At 72.2% G+C, this 15,105-nt stretch carries 16 protein-coding genes; 9 read left to right on the forward strand and 7 right to left on the reverse strand.

Annotated features, from left to right (window positions below; translation table 11 throughout):
- Positions 1-81 precede the first annotated feature (81 nt).
- Positions 82-546, forward strand: a complete 465-nt coding sequence (locus tag SGLAU_RS18205) for a GatB/YqeY domain-containing protein (protein ID WP_043502810.1) — start codon at positions 82-84, stop codon at positions 544-546.
- Positions 547-667: 121 nt separating this feature from the next.
- On the opposite strand, the gene SGLAU_RS18210 is transcribed toward SGLAU_RS18205, so the two are convergent.
- A complete protein-coding gene (locus tag SGLAU_RS18210; protein WP_043502811.1) occupies positions 668-3,016 on the reverse strand; it encodes a transglycosylase domain-containing protein in 2,349 nt (782 codons plus the stop codon).
- A 430-nt stretch (positions 3,017-3,446) separates the two neighbouring features.
- Here SGLAU_RS18210 and wblA point away from each other — a divergent pair, with 430 nt between their 5' ends.
- The gene (gene wblA, locus SGLAU_RS18215; protein WP_063608098.1) at positions 3,447-3,785 is read left to right on the forward strand and encodes a transcriptional regulator WblA; all 339 of its coding nucleotides are present in this window, start codon (positions 3,447-3,449) and stop codon (positions 3,783-3,785) included.
- Positions 3,786-4,032: 247 nt separating this feature from the next.
- On the opposite strand, the gene SGLAU_RS18220 is transcribed toward wblA, so the two are convergent.
- Together SGLAU_RS18220 and SGLAU_RS18225 are read right to left on the reverse strand one after the other, a co-directional pair.
- Positions 4,033-5,466 carry an ArsA family ATPase gene (locus SGLAU_RS18220; protein ID WP_078957768.1) on the reverse strand — a complete coding sequence of 478 codons (1,434 nt, stop codon included), beginning with the start codon at positions 5,464-5,466 and terminating at the stop codon, positions 4,033-4,035.
- Positions 5,463-6,440, reverse strand: a complete 978-nt coding sequence (locus SGLAU_RS18225; RefSeq protein ID WP_043502814.1) for an ArsA family ATPase — start codon at positions 6,438-6,440, stop codon at positions 5,463-5,465. Before SGLAU_RS18225 ends, SGLAU_RS18220 begins: the two co-directional genes overlap by 4 nt.
- 106 nt (positions 6,441-6,546) lie before the next feature.
- Between SGLAU_RS18225 and SGLAU_RS34455 the strand changes: the two genes are divergently transcribed.
- The 4 genes from SGLAU_RS34455 to SGLAU_RS18240 all read left to right on the forward strand — a co-directional run bounded on the left by SGLAU_RS34455 (position 6,547) and on the right by SGLAU_RS18240 (position 8,941).
- The gene (locus SGLAU_RS34455; protein WP_003975360.1) at positions 6,547-6,708 is read left to right on the forward strand and encodes a DUF4177 domain-containing protein; all 162 of its coding nucleotides are present in this window, start codon (positions 6,547-6,549) and stop codon (positions 6,706-6,708) included.
- Positions 6,705-7,172 carry a RidA family protein gene (locus SGLAU_RS18230; protein ID WP_043502815.1) on the forward strand — a complete coding sequence of 156 codons (468 nt, stop codon included), beginning with the start codon at positions 6,705-6,707 and terminating at the stop codon, positions 7,170-7,172. The genes SGLAU_RS34455 and SGLAU_RS18230 overlap by 4 nt, the downstream gene beginning before the upstream one ends.
- A gap of 66 nt (positions 7,173-7,238) precedes the next feature.
- Positions 7,239-8,114, forward strand: coding sequence for an NUDIX hydrolase (locus SGLAU_RS18235; protein WP_043502817.1), 876 nt, complete (start codon positions 7,239-7,241; stop codon positions 8,112-8,114).
- Complete coding sequence (locus SGLAU_RS18240; protein ID WP_043502819.1) at positions 8,111-8,941, forward strand: MBL fold metallo-hydrolase; 831 nt, start codon at positions 8,111-8,113, stop codon at positions 8,939-8,941. Before SGLAU_RS18235 ends, SGLAU_RS18240 begins: the two co-directional genes overlap by 4 nt.
- 118 nt (positions 8,942-9,059) lie before the next feature.
- Here the strand turns inward: SGLAU_RS18240 and SGLAU_RS18245 are convergent, their stop codons facing one another.
- On the reverse strand, positions 9,060-9,734 hold the full coding sequence (locus SGLAU_RS18245) for a Crp/Fnr family transcriptional regulator (protein ID WP_029382547.1): 675 nt from the start codon (positions 9,732-9,734) through the stop codon (positions 9,060-9,062).
- Between the two features lie 344 nt (positions 9,735-10,078).
- On the opposite strand from SGLAU_RS18245, the gene nth reads away from it, so the two are divergent.
- The 3 genes from nth to SGLAU_RS18260 all read left to right on the forward strand — a co-directional run bounded on the left by nth (position 10,079) and on the right by SGLAU_RS18260 (position 13,271).
- Positions 10,079-11,200, forward strand: coding sequence for an endonuclease III (nth, locus tag SGLAU_RS18250; protein WP_043502821.1), 1,122 nt, complete (start codon positions 10,079-10,081; stop codon positions 11,198-11,200).
- Positions 11,201-11,255: 55 nt separating this feature from the next.
- The gene (locus SGLAU_RS18255) at positions 11,256-11,951 is read left to right on the forward strand and encodes an NUDIX hydrolase (RefSeq protein WP_043506771.1); all 696 of its coding nucleotides are present in this window, start codon (positions 11,256-11,258) and stop codon (positions 11,949-11,951) included.
- 120 nt (positions 11,952-12,071) lie between these two features.
- Positions 12,072-13,271: a MarP family serine protease gene (locus tag SGLAU_RS18260; RefSeq protein ID WP_043502824.1), complete on the forward strand. Its 1,200-nt coding sequence runs from the start codon at positions 12,072-12,074 to the stop codon at positions 13,269-13,271.
- A 12-nt stretch (positions 13,272-13,283) separates the two neighbouring features.
- Here the strand turns inward: SGLAU_RS18260 and SGLAU_RS36285 are convergent, their stop codons facing one another.
- The 3 genes from SGLAU_RS36285 to SGLAU_RS18270 all read right to left on the reverse strand — a co-directional run bounded on the left by SGLAU_RS36285 (position 13,284) and on the right by SGLAU_RS18270 (position 15,064).
- Positions 13,284-13,466: a hypothetical protein gene (locus tag SGLAU_RS36285; RefSeq protein ID WP_078957769.1), complete on the reverse strand. Its 183-nt coding sequence runs from the start codon at positions 13,464-13,466 to the stop codon at positions 13,284-13,286.
- 162 nt (positions 13,467-13,628) lie between these two features.
- Complete coding sequence (locus tag SGLAU_RS18265; protein ID WP_043502826.1) at positions 13,629-14,579, reverse strand: alpha/beta fold hydrolase; 951 nt, start codon at positions 14,577-14,579, stop codon at positions 13,629-13,631.
- A complete protein-coding gene (locus SGLAU_RS18270; protein WP_043502827.1) occupies positions 14,576-15,064 on the reverse strand; it encodes a phage holin family protein in 489 nt (162 codons plus the stop codon). The genes SGLAU_RS18265 and SGLAU_RS18270 overlap by 4 nt, the downstream gene beginning before the upstream one ends.
- Positions 15,065-15,105: the final 41 nt, after the last annotated feature.

A 15,105-nucleotide genomic window follows, 5' to 3' on the forward strand; every position in this document is an offset into this window, starting at 1 on the left:
CCCGGCGCCCCGCCCGGACACGGGCGTGAGCGCGGTAAATGCGCGGGCGGCGATCCGCGTGCACCTGCGACAATCACCCCCATGACCACGCTCAAGTCGAAGCTGCAGGAAGACCTCAACGCCGCGATCAAGGAGCGCGACGAGCTCCGCTCCTCGACGCTCCGGCTGACGCTCGCCGCGATCACCAAGGAGGAGGTCGCGGGCAAGGAGAAGCGCGAGCTCTCCGACGACGAGGTGCTGAAGGTGATCACCCGGGAGGCGAAGAAGCGGCGGGAGGCCGCCGAGGCGTTCGCGCAGGGTGGTCGTGCCGAGCAGGCCGAGCGGGAGAAGGCGGAGGGCGAGGTCCTCGCCGAGTACCTGCCCAAGCAGCTCGGCGACGAGGAGCTGGACCGGATCGTCGCCCAGGCCGTCGAGGAGGCCAGGGCCGCCGGCGCCGAGGGGCCGCGGGCGATGGGCGCCGTCATGAAGATCGTGAACCCGAAGGTCGCGGGACAGGCCGAGGGCGGGCGGGTCGCCGCCGCGGTGAAGAAGTTCCTCGCCGGCTGACGGCCGCGCACGGACGGGCCGTACGCGGACCAGCGGATACGACGGCGGGGGCGCCCCCCAGGTGATGGGGGGCGCCCCCGCCGTCGTACGTGCGGCCGGCTCGGGCAGCCGGCCGGTGAGATTACGGCCAGTTGCCGCCGTTGCCGTTGCCGTTCCCGTTGTTGCCGGCGCTGTCGTTGCCCTGGAACAGGCCCTCCGGGACGGAGAAGGTCGGGTCCGGTTCGGGGCCGCCGGTCGTGCCGCCGTTGAAGAGGCCGCCGAACAGGCCGCCGTCGTTCCCGCCGTCCCCGCCGTTCCCGCCGTTTGCGCCCCCGGCGCCGTTTCCGTCGCCCGGCCGGTCGCCGTTGCCGTTGTCGTTGTCGCCGCGGTCCTCGTCACGGCCGTCGCCGTGGTCGCGCTCGGCGTCCGGGATGTCGACGAGGTTGAAGGACGGGGCCTCCCTGTTCGACAGCGCGCCGGCCATGGCGTCGCGCCAGATCGGGCCCGGCACCTGACCGCCGTACACCTTGGAGTGCCAGCGGCCGCCGATGGTGATGTCGACCATCTTGACCTGCTGGCTGGCGCTGCCGACCCAGACCGCGCCGGACATGTTCGGGGTGTAGCCGACGAACCAGGCGTTCTTGCGCTCGTCCGTCGTGCCCGTCTTGCCGGCGCTCTCGCGGCTGGTCAGACCGGCCTGCTGGCCGGTGCCGGAGTCGATCACGCCGCGCAGCAGGGTGTTGACGGTGTCGGCGGTCTTCTCGGACACGGCCCGGGAGCAGGTCGACTTCGGCACCTCCAGGGACTTCTGCGTGTCACCGATCTTCTGGGTGATCGACTCGATCGCGATCGGCGTGCAGTACATCCCGCGGGCGGCGAACGCGGCGTACGCGGTGGCCATGGTCAGCGGGGAGATGCCCTTGGAGCCGAGGGAGATCGCCGGGACCTCCGGCAGCTTCTCGCCGTTGCCCTGCACCACGTTCAGCCCGTCGAGCGTCTTCATCACCGGGCACATGCCGATGTCGGAGATCATCTGGACGAAGTAGGTGTTGACCGACTTCGCCATCGCCTCCTTCAGGCGGTACGGGCCGACCTCGGACTCGTCCTCGTTCTCGACGCGCGAGCCGTCCGTGTTGACCCACGGCTTCCCGTCGCACGTCTGCACGGGGCTCGGGTACTCCATGTCGTACGGCGACGAGTACTCCTGCGTGGGCGGGCGCCCCTGCTCCAGGGCCGCCGCGGCCACGAACGGCTTGAACGTCGAGCCCGTCGGGAAGCCGAAGTTCGAGCCGCCCATGCCGCTGCCGACGTTGTAGTTGATCTCGGTCTCGTTCTCGCCGTAGCCGAACGGCTTCGACTGGCCCATGCCGAGGATCTTGCCGGTGCCGGGCTCGACCAGGGTGACGGCCGCGGCGACCGAGTCCGACTTGTTGACGTGCTGGGACAGCGAGTCCTGCACCGACTTCTGCGCCTGCGGGTCGAGGGTGGTGCGGATGGTCAGGCCGCCCTGGTTCCAGAGCTTGGACCGTTCCTCCTTGGTCTCGCCGAAGACCGGATCGTTGAGGAAGACCTTCTCGACGTACTTGCAGAAGAAGCTGGCGCCCTTGACCGCCGTGATGCAGCCGTTCTTCGGGCGGCTCACGTCGAGTCCCAGCGGGGTCTTCTTCGCCCGGTCGGCCTCCGCCTGCGAGACGTCGCCGACCTCGGCCATGCGCTGGAGGACGATGTTGCGGCGCTTGGTGGCCTCCGCCTCGTCGTTCACCGGGTCGTACCGGCTCGGCGACTGGACGATGCCGGCGAGGAGGGCGGCCTCCTGGAGGTTGAGGTCCTTGGCGTGCTTGGAGAAGTACCGCTGGGAGGCGGCCTCGACGCCGTAGGCCTGCTGGCCGAAGAACGTGATGTTCAGGTAGTTCTCGAGGATCTTCTTCTTGCCCAGCTCCTCCTCGACCTGGATCGCGTACTTCAGCTCCTTGATCTTGCGGCCGAGGGTCTGCTGGGTGGCCTGCGCGACCTTCGTCGGGTCGTCGCCGGCCTCCTCGACGAAGACGTTCTTCACGTACTGCTGGGTGAGCGTCGAGGCGCCCTCGGCGACCCCGCCGCTCTGCGCGTTCTTGTTGAGGGCGCGCAGGACGCCCTTCAGGTCGATCGCGCCGTGCTGGTAGAAGCGGGCGTCCTCGATCGCGACGATCGCCTTCTGCATGTACGGCGAGATGTCCGTGAGGTCGACGACCGTGCGGTCGCGTGAGTACACCGTCGCGATGCTGTCGCCCTGGGCGTCGAGGATCGTGGTCCGCTGACTGAGCGGCGGGGTCTTCAGGTTGGCGGGGATCTCGTCGAACCCCTCGACCGAGCCCTTCGCCGCGAGCCCCAGCACGCCCACGGCGGGCAGCGCGATGCCGGCCATGACGGCTCCCGCGAGCACACTGACACCGAGGAACTTGGCGGCCTGCTGCGTAGGTGACAGGCCCCCGCCCGAGCGCTTCTTTGCCATGAGGGCAGCCTACGTTCTCATTCGCCGGACACGCGTATATGCCTTGGCCTAAGCTGCTCTCGACTGTCACAGCAGCAGGGCCACGTATCCATACGTCCGGCGAGGACGAAACGTTCCCGGACCGATCCGGCGACTTCGCGGAGCGCTGCCCGACGGTGTGTCGGGTGCGTGCCCGAATCCGCCTTGTGTGTCATCTGCCGTCCGTTGTGACGCAACTGAATCATCCCGGAATGCCGGGAATGCCGTGCATGTCGCAGGGTCACTCCCCCGGGTGATCTGCCGGTTGCGCATAGTCCGTTCGGGCCATTCAAGATTGGGCCCGCAGGGGGTGTTGCGCTGTGCCCACCTTCCGTAACGTCCTCAACTGGCGGCGGTGAATATGCCGCTGCCGCCGTGGGGGAGCCTCGATTCGGGAGAGGACGGCGCCGGTATGGGCTGGGTAACCGACTGGAGTGCGCAGGCGGCCTGCCGCACTACCGATCCGGATGAACTGTTCGTTCAAGGAGCAGCGCAGAACAGGGCCAAGGCGGTGTGCACCGGATGCCCGGTGCGGACCGAGTGCCTGGCCGACGCGCTCGACAACCGCGTCGAGTTCGGCGTGTGGGGAGGGATGACGGAACGGGAGCGCCGCGCACTGCTGCGCCGGCGGCCCACCGTGACCTCCTGGCGCCGGCTGCTGGAGACGGCTCGTACGGAGTACGAGCGGGGCGCCGGCCTGGTGCCCCTCGACGACGACCAGGTGTACGAGAACTACGCGGCGGTCAGCTGAGCGGGGCCCTGCGGGGCCCGGCCGGTGCCGTGCGCCGGGCGTCGTTCGCCGTCGCGGCCCGGAAGCCGGGCGCCGGTCCTGCGGGTCGGCGGGCCGGTGGATCAGCCGGTCGGCGGGTCGATGCGCCGGGCGGATACCGCGGCGTGCCGCGCACGGGCAGGCGCGCACCGCCGACGGGTGTCACCCCCCACGAGCCACGAGCCCGAGCCATGAGCCACGCCACGAGCCGCGGCCGTTCCTCCTGGCCTCACCCGCTTTCCGGGGCACCGCCTTCCGGAGCGCCGCCACGTGGTGCCTCGTCCTCCGGTGCCTCGTCTGCCGGTGCCTCACCAGCCGCTGCGTCATCGTCCGGGCCGAAGCCTTCCGGCCCGTCGCCCTCGGGTGTGCCGCCCGCCGGCCGCGGCCGGTACGCGGCCAGCCGGTCTCCGATGTCCCGCAGTCCCGCGAGGTCGTGCACATCGCCGGGCAGCGCGGCCACTTCGGCCACCGCCACCTCGGGGTGGCGCGCGGTGAAGCGGTCACGGGTGCGCTGCTCGCGGGCGATCAGCTGCATGCGCTCGGCGTGCAGCCTCAGCAGGTGCGCGGTGAGCCGGTCGACGGACCGCTGCTCGGCGGTGTGTTCCGGTTCGGTGGGGGAGCCTCCGCCGGGAGCCGAACTGCCGTGTGTGTCGGGAGAGTTACGAAGTCCAGCCTTCCCGCCCCCCTGATCCACAATGCCGGACTCCGCAAGATTTTCCGCGGCGGCGAGCGCCCGCTCGGCCGACAGCCGGCGGGCGTCGCTGTCGTGGACCCGGTTGAGCACCAGCCCGGCGAGCGGCATGTGCTCCGCCGCCAGCCGCTCCACGAAGTACGCCGCCTCGCGCAGCGCGTCCCGCTCCGGTGCCGCGACGACCAGGAAGGCCGTCCCGGGTGCCTGGAGCAGCTTGTAGGTGGCGTCCGCGCGGGTGCGGAAGCCGCCGAAGGTGGTGTCCATCGCGGACACGAACGTCTGGACGTCCTTCAGGAGCTGGCCGCCGAGCACCTTGCCGAGGGTGCCGGTCATCATCGACATCCCGACGTTCAGGAACTTCATGCCGGCCCGCCCGCCCAGCTTGGCCGGCGCGGTCAGCAGCCGGATCAGCCGCCCGTCCAGGAAGGAACCGAGCCGCTTGGGCGCGTCGAGGAAGTCGAGCGCGGAGCGGGAGGGCGGGGTGTCGACGACGATCAGGTCCCACTCGTCCTTCGCGCGGAGCTGCCCCAGCTTCTCCATCGCCATGTACTCCTGCGTGCCCGCGAAGCCCGCCGAGAGGGACTGGTAGAAGGGGTTGCCCAGGATGGCGGCGGCCCGGTCGGGGTCCGCGTGCGCCTCGACGATCTCGTCGAAGGTGCGCTTCATGTCGAGCATCATCGCGTGCAGCTCGCCGTCGCCCTCGACGCCCTTCACCCGGCGCGGGGTGTTGTCCAGGGAGTCGATGCCCATGGACTGGGCGAGCCGGCGGGCCGGGTCGATGGTGAGCACGACGACCTTCCGGCCCCGCTCGGCCGCGCGCAGGCCAAGCGCCGCCGCCGTGGTCGTCTTGCCGACGCCGCCGGAGCCGCAGCACACCACGATCCGGGTCGTCGGGTCGTCGAGGAGCGGGTCCACCTCGAGCACGCGCGCGGGGGCCAGGTGATGGTGGGTCGGGGTGGGCTCCGGACTCATGTCGTCCCCTGCTTCCGCAGCTCGGTCGCGAGTTCGTACAGGCCCGCCAGGTCCATGCCCTCGGCGAGCAGCGGCAGCTCGTGCAGCGGCAGGCCCAGCTCGCCGAGGGCGGCGCGCTGCTCGTGCTCCAGCGCGTAGCGCTCGGCGTACTCGTCGGCCTGCGCGAGCAGCGGGGCCACCAGCCGCTCGGCGGGCCGGCCGTGGTGGGCGCCGCCGAGCCCGGCGGCCGACAGCGACCGGGCGAGGTCGGAGTGCGGCACGGTGCGTGCCAGGTCCAGGTCGGCCGCGTCGAGCAGCCGGGGCCGGACCATGTTGACGATGACCCGGCCCACCGGGAGCCGGGCGGCGCGCAGTTCGGCGATGCCGTCGGCGGTCTCCTGGACCGGCATCTCCTCCAGCAGGGTCACCAGGTGCACCGCCGTCTCGGGGGACTTCAGCACCCGCATCACCGCCTGCGCCTGATTGTGTATCGGGCCGATCCTGGCGAGCCCGGCGACCTCGTCGTTGACGTTGAGGAAGCGGGTGATGCGGCCGGTGGGCGGCGCGTCCATGACGACGTAGTCGTAGACGAACCGGCCGGCCTTGTCCTTGCGCCGGACCGCTTCGCAGGCCTTGCCGGTGAGGAGGACGTCCCTCACGCCGGGCGCGATGGTGGTGGCGAAGTCGATGGCGCCGAGTTTCTTCAGGGCCCGTCCGGCGCTCCCCAGCTTGTAGAACATCTGGAGGTAGTCCAGAAGGGCCAGTTCGGGATCGATGGCGAGGGCGTACACCTCCCCGCCCCCGGGAGCGACGGCGATCTTCCGCTCCTCGTAGGGCAGCGCCTCCGTCTCGAATAGCTGTGCGATGCCCTGCCGGCCCTCGACCTCGACGAGGAGCGTGCGCTTCCCCTCCGTGGCCAGGGCCAGCGCGAGGGCGGCGGCGACCGTCGTCTTTCCGGTCCCGCCCTTGCCGCTGACGACCTGGAGCCTGCTCACGCCTTCGAGCGTAACCAGTCCGCGCCCGGCCCGGGCGGCAGGCTGTGGACAACGGCCCCCGTGGCCGCCCGCGGGCCCCTCCCGCCACAGCCGCTACAGTCGCCCCATGACCAAGTGGGAATACGCAACCGTGCCGCTGCTCGTCCATGCCACGAAGCAGATTCTGGACACCTGGGGCGAGGACGGCTGGGAGCTCGTCCAGGTCGTGCCCGGGCCGAACAACCCCGAGCAGCTCGTGGCCTACCTGAAGCGGGAGAAGCAGGCGTGAGCGCGGTCGAGGCGAAGCTCGCCGAGCTGGGCCTGACCCTCCCGGACGTCGTCCCGCCGCTGGCCGCCTACCAGCCGGCCGTGCAGTCCGGCCCGTACGTCTTCACCGCCGGCCAGCTGCCCATGGTGGACGGCAAGCTGCCCGTCACCGGCAAGGTCGGCGCGGAGGTCACGCCCGAGGAGGCCAAGGACCTCGCGCGGATCTGCGCGCTCAACGCGCTGGCCGCCGTCAAGTCCGTCGCGGGCGACCTGGACCGCGTCGCACGCGTCGTGAAGGTCGTGGGCTTCGTCGCCTCGGCCGCGGACTTCACCGGCCAGCCGGGCGTCCTCAACGGCGCCAGCGAGCTGCTCGGCGAGGTCCTGGGCGAGAAGGGCGTGCACGCGCGCAGCGCGGTCGGCGTCGCGGTGCTGCCGCTGGACGCGCCGGTGGAGGTCGAGATCCAGGTGGAGCTGACCCAGCCGTAGGGCTTCGCCGTGGCAGGTGATCATCCGCCTCTCGAACATGCGCGCGTTCCGGGATAGCCTCCGGCCATGGCGAACGGTCAGTGGTACCCCCCTGAGTGGCCGGAGCTGATCCGCGCGCTGGCGGACGGCACCCTCACCCCGGTGCGCCCGCGCCGCGCGGCCACGGTGATGCTCCTGAAGGACACCGGCAGCGGGCCCGCCGTGCACATGCTGCGCAGACGCGCCTCCATGGCCTTCGCCGGAGGCGCGTACGCCTATCCGGGCGGCGGTGTCGACCCGCGGGACGACGAGCGCCACGTCCGCTGGGCGGGCCCCACGCGCGCGTGGTGGGCCGGCCGGCTCGGCGTCGACGAGACGGCCGCCCAGGCGATCGTCTGCGCCGCCGTCCGGGAGACCTACGAGGAGGCGGGCGTGCTCCTGGCCGGGCCCACCCCCGACACCGTCGTCGGCGACACCACCGGTGACGACTGGGAGGCGGACCGTGCCGCGCTCGTCGCCCGCGACCTGTCGTTCGCCGAGTTTCTCGACCGCCGCGGCCTGGTGCTGCGCTCGGACCTGCTGGGTGCCTGGACCCGCTGGATCACGCCCGAGTTCGAGCCGCGCCGCTACGACACCTGGTTCTTCGTCGCCGCCCTCCCCGAGGGCCAGCGCACCCGCGACGTCTCCTCGGAGGCCGACCGCACGGTGTGGATCCGGCCCGCGGACGCGGCGGCGGCCTACGACGAGGGCGAGCTGCTGATGATGCCGCCCACCATCGCCACCCTGCGCCAGCTGACGCCCTACGTGACGGCCGCGCAGGCACTGGCCGCCGCCCCGGACCGGGACCTGGCTCCCGTCCTCGCACAGGCCCGTCTGGAGGGCGGGGAGATCGTGCTCTCCTGGCCCGGCCACGACGAGTTCACCAAGCACATCCCGACCGCGACCGGGGGAGGCCCGGCATGACCGACGCAAGCGTCCTGCCCGGCCAGCCGCGCGGCGGCGTCCTGTCCGGACCGGCCACCGCGCGGGCGGTCAACGTCCTCGCGCCCAACCCCTCCGCGATGACGCTGGACGGCACCAACACCTGGATCGTGTCCGAGCCCGACTCCGGCCTCGCCGTCGTGGTCGACCCCGGCCCGCTGGACGAGGGGCACCTGCGGCACGTCGTCGACACGGCGGAGCGGGCCGGCAAGCGCGTCGCCCTGACCCTGCTGACGCACGGCCACCCCGACCACGCCGAGGGCGCCGCCCGCTTCGCCGAGCTGACCGGCACGCGCGTGCGTGCCCTCGACCCGGCGCTGCGGCTCGGCGACGAGGGCCTGGCCGCCGGGGACGTCGTCCGGGTGGGGGGTCTGGAGCTGCGGGTCGTCCCGACGCCCGGCCACACCGCGGACTCGCTCTGCTTCCACCTCCCGGCCGACCGGGCGGTGCTGACCGGCGACACGATCCTCGGACGCGGTACGACGGTCGTGGCGCACCCCGACGGCCGCCTCGGCGACTACCTGGACTCCCTGCGCCGGCTGCGGTCGCTCACGGTCGACGACGGCGTCCACACCGTCCTCCCGGGCCACGGGCCCGTCCTGGACGACGCGCAGGGCGCCGTGGAGTTCTACCTGGCCCACCGCGCCCACCGCCTCGCCCAGGTCGAGACGGCCGTCGAGGACGGCTACCGCACGCCCGCGGAGGTGGTGGCGCACGTCTACGCCGACGTGGACCGCTCCCTGTGGCCCGCGGCGGAGCTGTCGGTGCGGGCGCAGATGGAGTACCTGGAGGATCACGGCCTCATCTGAGACGGCGCCGCACGCGCGCGTACTGCGGCACCGCACACGCGGGTACGACGACGGGGTCCCGCCTCGTGAGAAGCGGGACCCCGTCGCCGTGGTGGCCGCGGGCCCCGGCGGGCCGGTGTCAGCGCGAGCGCTTCGCCAGGCGCTCGACGTCCAGCAGGATCACCGCGCGGGCCTCCAGGCGGAGCCAGCCGCGCTGCGCGAAGTCGGCGAGTGCCTTGTTGACCGTCTCGCGGGAGGCGCCGACGAGCTGCGCCAGCTCCTCCTGGGTGAGGTCGTGGACGACGTGGATGCCCTCCTCGGACTGCACGCCGAAGCGGCGGGACAGGTCCAGCAGGGCGCGTGCGACACGGCCGGGCACGTCCGAGAAGACCAGGTCGGACATGGCGTCGTTGGTCTTGCGCAGCCGCCGGGCGACGGCGCGCAGCAGCGCGGCGGCCACCTCGGGGCGCGCGTTCAGCCAGGGCTGGAGGTCGCCGTGGCCGAGACCGAGCAGCTTCACCTCGGTGAGCGCGGTGGCGGTCGCCGTGCGCGGCCCCGGGTCGAAGAGCGACAGTTCGCCGATCAGCTCGCCGGGGCCGACCACCGCGAGCATGTTCTCGCGGCCGTCGGGCGAGGTGCGGTGCAGCTTGACCTTGCCCTCGGTGACCACGTAGAGCCGGTCGCCGGGGTCGCCCTCGTGGAACAGGGAGTCTCCCCGCGCGAGGGTCACCTCACTCATGGAGGCACGCAGCTCCGCGGCCTGCTCGTCGTCGAGCGCCGCGAAGAGCGGATTCCGCCGCAGAACGTCGTCCACGAGTTCTCTCCTTGTCGACCTGCTCAGGGGATCTTGTTCCCCCTTGTATCAGGGGACCGTGGTGCCCATTTTGCCGGACGGTCCGAACAGTGTGATCTGTCACAAGGATGCCGCACTGGTGTCCCGGGGTACGCGTCAGGGGTCCAATTGGGCGCCGATCTTCCAGGTCCGGGGCGGATGTCAGTGCCGGGCCGTAGGCTGGCCGGGTGTCCAAAACGCCGGTGAGAGCACAGGCCGAGGGGGCTGCGCGGGTGGGTGTACGTCGTGATTCCGCTGTAGGCGAACAGGCGTCCGGCGGTGAACGAAAAACGACAGAAGCGGCAAGTGGGGCGAAGGGCGCGGCCGTGACGGAGCCGGCCCCCGCGAAGAAGGCCGCCCCGGCGAAGAGAGCCGCCTCCGCGAAGAGCGCTGCCCCCGCGAAGAAGGCCGCCCCCGCGGAGCAGGCAGCCTCCGCCGGCACGAAGCCGGCCCCCGCGAAGAAGGCGTCTCCGGCGAAGAAGGCCACCGCCAGGAAGAGCGCCGCCAAGAAGGCCACCACCGGGAAGGCCCCCGCGACCGGGAAGGCCCCCGCCGCCAAGGCGTCCGTCCGCAAGGCCACGCTCAAGAAGGCCGAGATCGCCCCGAAGAAGGCCTCCGCCGCCGTGAAGAAGGCCGCGCCCGCGAAGACGATCGCCCCGAAGCCGCCGCGCGAGGAGTCCCGTACGGCCCTCGTCCGCCGCGCCCGCCGGATCAACCGGGAACTCGCCGAGGTCTACCCGTACGCCCACCCGGAGCTGGACTTCGACAGCCCCTTCCAGCTCCTGGTCGCCACCGTGCTCTCCGCCCAGACCACCGACCTGCGCGTCAACCAGACCACCCCCGCGCTGTTCGCGAAGTACCCCACGCCCGAGGACCTGGCCGCCGCCGTCCCCGAGGAGGTCGAGGAGATCCTGCGCCCCTGCGGGTTCTTCCGGGCCAAGACCAGGTCGGTGATAGGGCTCTCGAAGGCGCTCACGGAGGAGTTCGGCGGTGAGGTGCCGGGCCGTCTGGAGGACCTGGTCAAGCTGCCCGGTGTCGGCCGCAAGACCGCCTTCGTCGTGCTCGGCAACGCCTTCGGCCACCCCGGCATCACCGTGGACACACACTTCCAGCGGCTCGTCCGGCGCTGGCAGTGGACCGACGAGACCGGCCCCGACAAGATCGAGGCCGCCGTCGGCGCGCTCTTCCCGAAGAGCGACTGGACGGACCTCTCGCACCACGTCATCTGGCACGGCCGCCGCATCTGCCACGCCCGCAAGCCCGCCTGCGGCGCCTGCCCCATCGCTCCCCTCTGCCCGGCGTACGGCGAGGGCGAGACCGATCCGGAGAAGGCGCGGAAGCTGCTCAAGTACGAGAAGGGCGGCTTCCCGGGGCAGCGGCTGAAGCCGCCGCAGGCCTATCTGGACGCGGGCGGGAAGCCGGCCCCGCCGCTGGGGGCGGCCGGGTGACGGAACGATCCCCGGGGCGCCGGGCGTTGGAAGCAGCAGGACGACGGGGGTGGCGATGAGCCGGGCGAGTGAGACGCGGGGCGAAGCCGTGGTGGTCAGCAAGGAGGGACTGCCGGGCTGGCTGGACCCGGTGGTGCGCGCGGTGGAGACCGTGCGGCCGCGCCAGCTGAGCCGTTTCCTGCCGCCCGAGGACGGCGCGGGCCGCCAGTCCGCCGTCCTGGTGCTGTTCGGCGAGGGGGAGCGCGGCCCCGAGCTGCTGCTGATGGAACGCGCCGGCAACCTGCGGTCGCACGCCGGGCAGCCGTCCTTCCCGGGCGGCGCCCTGGACCCCGAGGACGGTGACCCGCAGGGGGACGGGCCGCTGCGGGCGGCGCTGCGCGAGGCCGAGGAGGAGACCGGCCTCGACCCGGCCGGCGTGCAGGTCTTCGGCGTGCTGCCGAGGCTGTACATCCCGGTCAGCGGCTTCGTCGTCACCCCCGTGCTGGGCTGGTGGCGCGAGCCCAGCCCGGTCGGCGTCGTGGACCCCAACGAGACCGCGCGGGTGTTCACCGTTCCCGTGGCGGATCTCACGGATCCGGCCAACCGTGCCACGGCCGTCCACCCCCGCGGCCACCGCGGCCCGGCATTCCTGGTCGAATCGGCCCTGGTGTGGGGCTTCACGGCGGGAATCATCGACCGGCTGCTGCACTACGCCGGCTGGGAGCGCCCCTGGGACCGCGACAAGCTGGTCCCGCTCGACTGGCGCGCATGACAGGGTGGGCGCCGTGCTGTGTTCCCTCGGGGAACGTTGTGCCCGATCGCCGTGCCGCGGCGGGCGGGACCCCCGGCCGGGCCGGCGGGACCGGAGAGTGAAGAGGCGAGGCCTGATTCGGTGAACGTGCTGGACATCCTGTTGCTGCTCGCTGCCGTCTGGTTCGCGATCGTCGGCTATCGCCAGGGCTTCGTCGTCGGCATCCTGTCGGTGATCGGTTTCCTGGGCGGCGGGCTCGTCGCCGTCTACGCGCTGCCCGTGATCTGGGACCTGCTGACCGACAAGGCGGAGGTGAGCACCACCGCCGCGGTCGTCGCGGTCATCGTGGTGATCGTCTGCGCCTCCGTGGGGCAGGCGCTGACCACCCACCTGGGCAACAAGCTGCGCCGGTACATCACCTGGTCCCCGGCCCGCGCCCTGGACGCCACCGGCGGCGCCCTGGTCAACGTGGTGGCCATGCTGCTGGTGGCCTGGCTGATCGGCTCGGCGCTCGCGGGCACCACGCTGCCGACGGTCGGCAAGGAGGTCCGCAACTCCAAGGTGCTGCTCGGCGTCTCCCGCGCGCTGCCCGCGCAGGCCGACACCTGGTTCGCCGACTTCTCCTCGGTGCTCGCGCAGAACGGCTTCCCGCAGGTCTTCAGCCCGTTCGCCAACGAGCCCATCACCGACGTCCAGCCCCCCGACCCGGCGCTCGCGGGCAGCCCGGTCGCCGCCCGCGCCCAGCGCTCCATCGTCAAGGTCGTGGGCACCGCGCAGAGCTGCGGCAAGGTCCTGGAGGGCACCGGCTTCGTCTTCGCCGAGCGCCGCGTGATGACCAACGCGCACGTCGTGGGCGGCGTCGACGAGCCCACCGTGCAGATAGGCGGTGAGGGCGAGCGGTACGACGCGAAGGTCGTGCTCTACGACTGGGAGCGCGACATCGCCGTACTGGACGTCCCCGACCTGGACGCGCCCGTCCTGCGGTTCACCGAGGACGAGGCGGCGAGCGGCGACGGCGCGATCGTCGCGGGCTTCCCGGAGAACGGCGCGTACGACGTGCGCTCGGCACGGGTGCGCGGCCGCATCACCGCGAACGGCCCGGACATCTACCACCGCGGCACGGTCCGGCGCGATGTCTACTCGCTGTACGCGACCGTCCGTCAGGGCAACTCCGGCGGCCCGCTGCTCACCCCCGAGGGGGAGGTCTACGGCGTGGTCTTCGCGAAGTCGCTGGACGACGCCGAGACGGGGTACGCGCTGACCGTGGACGAGATCCGGGAGGACATCACCGCGGGGCGTACCGCCAACCAGCAGGTGGGCACCGACAACTGCGCGCTGTAGGGCGCGCGGGGGTCACCCGCGGGGGTGACGCAGCCGTACCGAGACCCAGCGGGCCCGGCGGCGCAGGATGCGCGGAATGCCCACCCGGGGGTCCGCGGCCACGAGTTGCGGCGCGCCTCGCTGGTGGGAGCTCAGGGCGCTGCCCGAGCGGCGATTGCGTGCTGCTGCGTCACTGTAGTCGTGCGTCCAGCCCATACCCCGACGTGTGCCCCCGCCCCAAGGTCGATAACCGCCTCGGGGCCGTCCAATTGGCCTATGCGCCAGGCATGTGGCCGCTTGTAGGACAGTCGTACCGGTGGCCCTGCGGCCCGGACACCGGACGTGTCGGCCCGGTCACCGAGGGAGGCCGCGACCCCGTCACCGGTCCGGCTCGGGGTCCTTCAGCCAGTTGATCAGCTCGTTGGAGAACGCCACCGGGTCCTCCTCGTGCGGGAAGTGGCCGAGCCCGTCGAACAGGCGCCAGCGGTACGGGGCTTCGACGTACTCGCCGGAGCCTGCCGCGCTGCGGGTGCGCATCACCGGGTCGAGCGAGCCGTGCAGATGGAGCGTCGGCACGCGCACCGGCCGCTTCATCCGCCGGTTGAACTGGAAGCCGTCGGGGCGGGCCAGGGAGCGGACCATCCAGCGGTACGGCTCGATCGAGCAGTGCGCGGTGGACGGGATGCACATCGCGCGCTGGTACGTCCGGACCGCCTCGTCGTCCGGCAGCCGCGGCCCGGACCACTCCCGGATGAGCCGCCCGACCAGCGCCCCGTCGTCCGCGACGAGCTGCCGCTCGGGGATCCAGGGGCGCTGGAAGCCCCAGATGTACGAGCCGGCGGCGGTCTGCTTGACGTCGGAGAGCATCGCCGAACGCCAGCGCCGCGGATGCGGCATCGACGTGACGGCGAGCCGGCGCACCAGCTTGGGCCGCATCACGGCCGCCGTCCACGCCAGGTAGCCGCCCAGGTCGTGCCCGACCAGCGCGGCGTCCGGCTCGCCGAGCGAGCGGACCACCCCGGTGATGTCGAGGGCCAGGTTGGCCGGGTCGTACCCGCGCGGGGTGCGGTCGCTGCCGCCGACACCCCGCAGGTCCATGGCGACGGCCCGGAAACCCGCGTCGGCGAGCGCCACGAGCTGGTGCCGCCACGTCCACCAGAACTGCGGGAAGCCGTGCAGCAGCAGCACCAGCGGTCCGTCGCCCAGCTCGGCGATGTGGAAGCGGGCGCCGTTGGCGGCCACGTCCCGGTGGATCACCTCGTGGCCGCCGGGCAGGCCGAGCCGTACGACCGAGGCCGGCTGGGCCGGTGGAGTGTCGGGTTCCGTCATGACGACGAGCGTGCCACAGGCTCGATGGCCTCGGGCACACGGTCCGCGGGCAGCTCGGGCCGCGGGTGCGGCCTGGCGTTCTGCAGGACGCCCGCCGTCTCCTTCACCGACGCGGCGACCTTCTGCGGACCGCGGCCCTGCTTCGCCTTCTTCGCGAAGACCACGCCGATCAGGGCGAGGAACCCGGCGATGAGCACGTTCGCCGCGAAGGACAGCAGGAAGCAGACCGCGAGGTTCCAGTGGCTCCAGGTCCGAATGCCGTACGCCAGCGCGAAGTTGAGCATCGGCAGGGAGAACAGCAGGAGCAGCCCCGCCGCCATGAAGGCGCCGCCGCTGGTCGCACCCCGCTTGACGTCCCGTCGGAGCTGGGCCTTGGCCAGTGCGATCTCGTCGTGCACCAGCGCGGACATTTCGGTCGTCGCCTTGGCGAACAGCTGGCCGATGCTGCGTTCGGCGCCGACCGGGCTGCCGTCGGGTGCGCTCATCGCGGTCTCCCTCTTCTGCCTGACTGGTGACGGTCCCGTCT

The sequence above is a fragment of the Streptomyces glaucescens genome (assembly GCF_000761215.1).
Taxonomy (GTDB): domain Bacteria; phylum Actinomycetota; class Actinomycetes; order Streptomycetales; family Streptomycetaceae; genus Streptomyces; species Streptomyces glaucescens_B.

Coding starts and splice junctions, on each gene's coding strand:
- SGLAU_RS18205 (WP_043502810.1), top strand. CDS start 82: ATGACCACGCTCAAGTCGAAGCTGCAGGAAGACCTCAACGCCGCGATC.
- SGLAU_RS18210 (WP_043502811.1), bottom strand. CDS start 3,016: ATGGCAAAGAAGCGCTCGGGCGGGGGCCTGTCACCTACGCAGCAGGCC.
- wblA (WP_063608098.1), top strand. CDS start 3,447: ATGGGCTGGGTAACCGACTGGAGTGCGCAGGCGGCCTGCCGCACTACC.
- SGLAU_RS18220 (WP_078957768.1), bottom strand. CDS start 5,466: ATGAGTCCGGAGCCCACCCCGACCCACCATCACCTGGCCCCCGCGCGC.
- SGLAU_RS34455 (WP_003975360.1), top strand. CDS start 6,547: ATGACCAAGTGGGAATACGCAACCGTGCCGCTGCTCGTCCATGCCACG.
- SGLAU_RS18235 (WP_043502817.1), top strand. CDS start 7,239: ATGGCGAACGGTCAGTGGTACCCCCCTGAGTGGCCGGAGCTGATCCGC.
- SGLAU_RS18240 (WP_043502819.1), top strand. CDS start 8,111: ATGACCGACGCAAGCGTCCTGCCCGGCCAGCCGCGCGGCGGCGTCCTG.
- SGLAU_RS18255 (WP_043506771.1), top strand. CDS start 11,256: ATGAGCCGGGCGAGTGAGACGCGGGGCGAAGCCGTGGTGGTCAGCAAG.
- SGLAU_RS36285 (WP_078957769.1), bottom strand. CDS start 13,466: ATGGGCTGGACGCACGACTACAGTGACGCAGCAGCACGCAATCGCCGC.
- SGLAU_RS18265 (WP_043502826.1), bottom strand. CDS start 14,579: ATGACGGAACCCGACACTCCACCGGCCCAGCCGGCCTCGGTCGTACGG.
- SGLAU_RS18270 (WP_043502827.1), bottom strand. CDS start 15,064: ATGAGCGCACCCGACGGCAGCCCGGTCGGCGCCGAACGCAGCATCGGC.